General features: G+C 67.0%; 6 protein-coding genes and 1 rRNA gene. All 7 read left to right on the top strand.

From position 1 onward, the window contains the following. The first annotated feature begins 8 nt into the window (after positions 1–8). The 7 genes from rrf to recN all read left to right on the top strand — a co-directional run bounded on the left by rrf (position 9) and on the right by recN (position 6,015). Positions 9–125: ribosomal RNA gene (gene rrf / locus BJF89_RS16260) — 5S ribosomal RNA — on the top strand. A gap of 177 nt (positions 126–302) precedes the next feature. Beyond that, the gene (locus tag BJF89_RS16255) at positions 303–1,340 is read left to right on the top strand and encodes a lipopolysaccharide assembly protein LapB (RefSeq protein WP_075816093.1); all 1,038 of its coding nucleotides are present in this window, start codon (positions 303–305) and stop codon (positions 1,338–1,340) included. Positions 1,341–1,352: 12 nt separating this feature from the next. Next, a complete protein-coding gene (locus BJF89_RS16250) occupies positions 1,353–2,330 on the top strand; it encodes an HAD-IIA family hydrolase (RefSeq protein WP_187344731.1) in 978 nt (325 codons plus the stop codon). Continuing rightward, positions 2,321–2,521 (top strand): hypothetical protein, encoded by a 201-nt coding sequence (locus BJF89_RS16245; RefSeq protein ID WP_075816091.1) that lies wholly within the window; start codon positions 2,321–2,323, stop codon positions 2,519–2,521. The genes BJF89_RS16250 and BJF89_RS16245 overlap by 10 nt, the downstream gene beginning before the upstream one ends. 2 nt (positions 2,522–2,523) lie before the next feature. Further along, positions 2,524–3,363, top strand: a complete 840-nt coding sequence (locus BJF89_RS16240; RefSeq protein ID WP_075816090.1) for a TlyA family RNA methyltransferase — start codon at positions 2,524–2,526, stop codon at positions 3,361–3,363. Next, entirely contained in the window at positions 3,360–4,283 is a 924-nt protein-coding gene (locus tag BJF89_RS16235; RefSeq protein WP_038548884.1) for an NAD kinase, read from the top strand. The genes BJF89_RS16240 and BJF89_RS16235 overlap by 4 nt, the downstream gene beginning before the upstream one ends. A 13-nt stretch (positions 4,284–4,296) precedes the next feature. Then, positions 4,297–6,015, top strand: a complete 1,719-nt coding sequence (recN, locus tag BJF89_RS16230; RefSeq protein ID WP_075816089.1) for a DNA repair protein RecN — start codon at positions 4,297–4,299, stop codon at positions 6,013–6,015. Positions 6,016–6,021: the final 6 nt, after the last annotated feature.

Genomic DNA, 6,021 nt, shown 5'->3' with positions numbered 1-6,021 from the left:
GTGTGTTTGTCGGTGGTTTTAGCGGCGGGGTCACGCCCGGTCCCTTTCCGAACCCGGAAGCTAAGCCTGCCTGCGCCGATGGTACTGCACCCGGGAGGGTGTGGGAGAGTAGGACGCCGCCGGCATCAAAATTTAGGTGATGGTGTGTGGTTGGAGCGGTCTTTGGTGGCTGCTTCGACCACACACTTTTTTTATGCGGTTTTACAGTTGCAGAGGCAGCCCAGGGATCCCTCGCGGTTGGTCTCTGTGCACACCTGACCTAGAATCGGTCGGGAATAACAACACTAGGAAGAGGTAGTCAGATGAGCGAGTCCTCCGGCGGCAGCGGTTCCCGCGGTCAGCATCGTGGCGGAAGCCAGTCCTCCAACGGAGGACGTCGCGGCCCCGGTGGGCAGGGAGGTCGTGGAGGTCAGCGCAGCTACGGCAACCGCGACAACAACCGCGGCGGCGAGCGGGGTGGTTACCGTGGACGCGGCTCCGACGACAACAGGGACGGTCGCCGGAACAACCGTGACGACCGCCGTGACAATCGTTCGGGTCAGGGCAATCGCGACCACCGCAGCGGAGGGCGCCCCAACCGCGGCGGACAGGGACAGGGTGACGACCGTCGCCGCGACCGTCATAACGGACCGCACCGCTCGGGCTACCGCGAGGAACGTATCAACCAGCGGCTGCAGGAGCCGGAGATTCCCTCGGACGTGAGTCCCAAGGAACTTGACCCCGGCATCCGCCAGGAACTCCGGAGCCTTTCCAAGGACAATGCGGACAAGGTCGCCGGTCATCTCGTGATGGCAGCCGCGCTGATGGACAAGGATCCGGAGAAGGCTCTCGCGCATGCCCGCGCAGCGAAAGACCGCGGTGGACGTGTACCCATCACCCGTGAAACGTTGGGAATCGCCGCGTATCACGCGGGTCAGTGGAAGGAAGCACTGACGGAGCTCCGCGCCGCGCGTCGTATGGCTGGTGGACCCGGGCTCCTCGCCGTGATGGCCGACTGTGAGCGTGGTCTCGGGCACCCCGGGAAGGCAGTGGAGCTCGGACATTCCCCCGAAGCCGAGGAGCTGGATCCCGAAGGACGGGCGGAACTCGCGATCGTCGTGGCCGGCGCACAGCATGACCTCGGTGAAAACGATGCGGCACTCGCTGCACTCGAACCTGAGTCGGAGTCGACTGACCTTCCCGCCGTGACCGCCCTGCGCGTGACCTACGCATACGCGGACGCTCTGCTCGCCGTCGGTGACGTCCCCGGTGCCCGACAGTGGTTCGAACGGGCCATCGAGATGGACACGGAGGACGTGCTCGATTCCGAGGCCCGTCTGCGCGAGCTCAAGGACGCCTGACAGATGGCAGGCCTGCGCATACTGGATGACTACGACGTCCTCCTCGCAGATCTCGACGGCACCGTGTTCAAGGGGGACGTCGTGATCGACGGTGCCCGTGAAGCGCTGGCGGGACGTGACGTCGTGTACATCACGAACAACGCCTCACGGGCGCCCGGACAGGTCGCAGACCACCTGCGCCACCTCGACTTCGCGGTCGAGGACACGCAGGTCCTGACATCCGCGCAGGCTGCGTGCACGCTGGCTGATGAGATCCTCACGGAGAAGTCTGTCCCGGTATCAGGACGTCGTGCGTACGTCGTCGGTGCCCGGTCGTTCCGGGAGTTGGCCACGGAGGCCGGTTTCGATGTCGTGGACAGTGCTGATGAGCAGCCTCATGTGGTGCTGCACGGTCACAGCCCGGAGAACGGGTGGGCGGAGCTGTCGGAAGCTGCGTTGAGCATCCGCGCAGGGGCGGAGTACGTGGCGTCGAACCTCGACACCACGCTGCCGTCAGAGCGCGGGTTCCTCGTGGGCAATGGTTCGCTGGTCGCCGCCGTCGTCAGCGCGACGGGGGTGACGCCACGCAGTGCGGGGAAGCCGCTTCCCGAGATGTTCCGTCGTGCGGTGACCACGTCAGGGGCCAGCCGTCCCCTGGCGGTCGGTGATCGTCTCGACACCGACATCGCAGGTGGCAACGCCGCCGGCATTGACACCCTCTGCGTGCTCACCGGTGTCGCCACCCACACGGAGCTGCTGCACACGGAGTTCCGACCCACGTTCATCGCCGCCAACCTCCGGGACCACCTGGGCGGGTGGTCTGCCCGCCTCGAACGCGACCGGGTGGTTGTCTCGTCGGGCGAAACCGGCCCGCTGCCTGTGATGTCTGCGGAAGCCCTTGCCGCGGCGGCGCCGGTCGTCTGGCGGGAGATCGACGAGGGCCGGGACCCCGGGGTCGTCGCAGCTGTCGGTGACGATGCCGCAGCCGCCGCGTTGGAGGGATGGCGGTGAACCCGGGCGACCTCGCCGCGAAGACGGCCTCTACGGTAGTTCCGGGCGACAGCGGTCATTCAGCCTTCGACCCGGACGCACTCGTCGCCCGGGTGGACGCGCTGTTGTCCTCGGATGTCGAAGGTAACGATGAGGCAGAACTCCTCGAGAAGGCACACCGCCTGATCAATGACGCGATGGAGGGCCGCTGAGCATGCCGAAGCAGAACAGGAACCGGCGTCTCCAACGGCTCGACGCCGAGCTCGTCCGGCGCAAGGACGCCCGCTCACGTGAACACGCCCGTGACATGATTGTCGCGGGCCGTGTCAGCGTGAACGGGATGGTGGCGACGAAACCCGCGACCGGTGTCGACGGCGATGTCTCGATCCGCGTGGCGGTCAGTGACGACGACCGTTGGGCGTCCCGGGGAGCGCACAAGCTGTTGGGGGCGTTGGCCGCCTTTGAGCCGTCGGGTCTGAGTCTTTCGGGGCGTCGGGTCCTCGACGCCGGCGCGTCGACGGGCGGTTTCACGGACGTCTGTCTCGACCGGGGTGCTGCGGAAGTTCTTGCCGTGGACGTCGGTTACGGACAGCTGATCTGGCGGTTGCAGAACGACGACCGTGTGACGGTGCTGGACCGGACCAATGTACGTACGCTGACTGCCGAGGAACTCGGAGGTCCTGCAGACGCGATGGTGGGTGACCTGTCGTTCATTTCCATCGATCTGGTGCTTCCTGCCCTCGCCGCGTGTGTGGCCGAGGGCGGTGACCTGCTGCCGATGGTGAAGCCGCAGTTCGAGGTCGGCAAGCACCGGCTCGGGCGCGGGGGCGTCGTCCGCGATCCCGCTCTGCGCGCCGAGGTCACCCTCGACGTCGCACGGGCGGCACGGGGGCACGGGTTGTCCACACGGGCAGTAGTTGCGTCACCTTTGCCCGGTCCCAGCGGAAACGTGGAATACTTTCTGTGGTTGGTGAATGACGGTGGTGCCAGTGCACCCGATGAGGAGAATCTGACCGCCATGGTCGACAAGGCAGTGAAGGAGGGTCCCCAGTGACTGAAGAAGCCCCCCGGGTCCGCGAGGTGCTCCTCGTCGCACACACCGGCGCATCGGACAAGCTCAACATGGCTGCGGCTGCGGCACAGAGGCTGTCCGACGGTGGTCTCACCGTGCGCGTGATGTCCACCGGTGACCCCGCTCCGGTGGCACGCCACGAGATTCTCGGCCGGTTCCCCCGTTACGGGCACACCACTGAAGCAGCCAAGGGGGTGGATCTGGTCCTGGTCCTGGGCGGGGACGGGACATTCCTCCGTGCGGCGGATATCGCCCACGCCCAGGACGTACCGGTGCTCGGCGTGAACATGGGCCACATCGGTTTCCTCGCGGAATGGGAGCAGGAGTCGCTGGAGGAGGCACTCGACCGCGTCATCGCCGGGGACTACCGGATCGAGAACAGGATGACCCTCTCCATCACCGCCCGCGACAATGACGGTCGTGTCCTGGGTACCGGCTGGGCACTCAATGAGTGCTCGGTGGAGAACCTGAACCGACAGGGTGTCCTGGACACGATTCTCGAGGTTGACCAGCGGCCGGTGAGTTCATTCGGTTGCGACGGTGTACTGGTGTCGACGCCCACGGGCTCGACGGCGTACGCCTTTTCCGCCGGTGGCCCGATCCTCTGGCCGGAGCTGGCCTCCATTCTGGTGGTCCCCTCCAACGCCCACACGTTGTTCGCCCGTCCACTCGTGGTCAGTCCCGACTCGACGGTGGCTGTCGAGACCAATCCCCAGACCTCCCCGGCGACAGCGGTGATGGACGGTTTCCGTCAGATCCACATGCCCCCCGGCGCCCGGGTGGAGATTCGCCGGGGTCCGCAGGACGTACGGTGGGTCAGGCTGGACACCGAACCTTTCACGGACCGACTCGTCCAGAAGTTCCGTCTCCCGGTGACCGGGTGGCGCGGACCGCGACGGTGACGGGGATACGGGGATGCTGAAAGAACTGCAGATCCAGAACCTGGGTGTCATCGAGGAGGCCGTCGCCGAGTTCACCGACGGTTTCACGGTGGTGACCGGTGAGACGGGTGCCGGTAAGACCATGGTCGTGACCGGTCTGAAGCTGCTGTCGGGGGCCCGTGCCGACAGCCAGCGTGTACGGTCCGGCACCGACCGGGCGACGGTCGACGGGATTTTCCACACCGACGAGGATTCCGCAGCCGCCAGGCTGGTCGACGATGTCGGCGGATATCTCGAAGACGGCGAAGTGGTTGTCTCACGGTCGGTGAGTTCCTCGGGACGTTCCCGGGCCCATCTGGCCGGACGGACGGTCGCAGCCGGTGTCCTGGGTGACTTCTCCTCGCGACTGCTGACGATCCACGGCCAGTCCGACCAACTCCAGCTCCTCGACCCGACCCGGCAGCTCCGCAACCTCGACAGGTTCGCCGGACTCGACGACGACCGTCGGGCATACCGTCGACTGCGTCGGGAATGGGCGGCGCTGGCTCGCGATCTCAATGAACGGACCGAGAAACGGCGCGACCTGGCGCTCGAGGCGGAGACGCTGCGCCGGTCCCTGGAAGAGATCGACACCCTCGACCCGCAGCCGGGTGAGGACGAGGACCTGAAAGTGACCATCAGCCGGTTGCAGGACGCCGACGAGGTCCGGGATGCTGCGCTGGTCGCGCTGGCAGCGATCGACGGAGGGGATCCTGATGCCGCCGTCGAGGAGACCGCGGCCGTCGAGTCGCTGTCGGCGGCGGCGTCCGCGCTGTCGGGACGGGCGGGGGCTGAGCCGCGGTTCGGTGACCTGGCGGCCCGTATCAATGCCGTCGTGACGGACCTGGCGGACATCTCCGGGGAGATCGGTGCAGCGCTGTCGGATGTCCCGTCACCGGAGAGTCTGGAGGGACTGTTGGCGCGCCAGCAGGACCTCCGGGAACTGCGGAAGTACGCCTCCGACATTGACGGTGTGCTGGCCTGGCGGGACCATGCCCGCGAAAGGCTGAGCTCGATCGATGTCTCTGGCGACGCCCTGGAGGAACTCCGGGGGCGGGTCGAGGAGGCCGCGGCAGCCATGGTCAGTGCGGCGCGAGACCTGTCGTCGTCCCGGACGGCGGCCGCCGGTCGGTTCGCCACGGCGGTGAGCACCGAGATCGAGGGGTTGCAGATGTCGTCCTCGCTCCGGGTGGACGTGCGCAGTGCCGGAGGGCGCGGAGCAGCCGCGGCGGAACCTGCTGACTGTCTTGCCGACGGTATCGACGAGGTCGAGTTTCTGCTCGTCCAGGGCGGTACCCCGAACTCCCTCGCAGCCACCGCGTCCGGCGGTGAGCTTTCCCGTGTGATGCTCGCCCTCGAGGTGGTCCTGGCGGGGAGAGGACGGACCATGGTCTTCGATGAGGTCGACTCCGGAGTAGGTGGACGCGCCGCCGTCGAGATCGGACGCCGGCTGGCGCGGCTCGCCGTGGACAACCAGGTGATTGTCGTGACGCACCTGCCGCAGGTGGCGGCATTCGCCGACGCCCACGTGCACGTGGCGAAGGCGGCGTCGGAGGAGTCGGTGCGCTCCAGCGTCCGCACGCTGGACAGTACCGAAAGGGTGGAGGAACTTTCCCGGATGCTCGCTGGACTCGAATCCGACACGGGGCGTGCCCACGCGGAGGAGCTTCTGGAGACCGCCCGGCAGGCGAAAGCGGGACTCGACGCCGGGTAGGGTGCG

The sequence above is a fragment of the Corynebacterium sp. CNJ-954 genome, from assembly GCF_001942345.1.
Classification (GTDB): Bacteria; Actinomycetota; Actinomycetes; order Mycobacteriales; family Mycobacteriaceae; genus Corynebacterium.
This window is presented reverse-complemented; position numbering and strand designations above follow the sequence as displayed.

What these genes read in the sequence shown, in the direction of transcription:
- BJF89_RS16255 (WP_075816093.1), top strand. Translation starts at nt 303, where the DNA reads ATGAGCGAGTCCTCCGGCGGCAGCGGTTCCCGCGGTCAGCATCGTGGC.
- BJF89_RS16245 (WP_075816091.1), top strand. Translation starts at nt 2,321, where the DNA reads ATGGCGGTGAACCCGGGCGACCTCGCCGCGAAGACGGCCTCTACGGTA.
- BJF89_RS16240 (WP_075816090.1), top strand. Translation starts at nt 2,524, where the DNA reads ATGCCGAAGCAGAACAGGAACCGGCGTCTCCAACGGCTCGACGCCGAG.
- recN (WP_075816089.1), top strand. Translation starts at nt 4,297, where the DNA reads ATGCTGAAAGAACTGCAGATCCAGAACCTGGGTGTCATCGAGGAGGCC.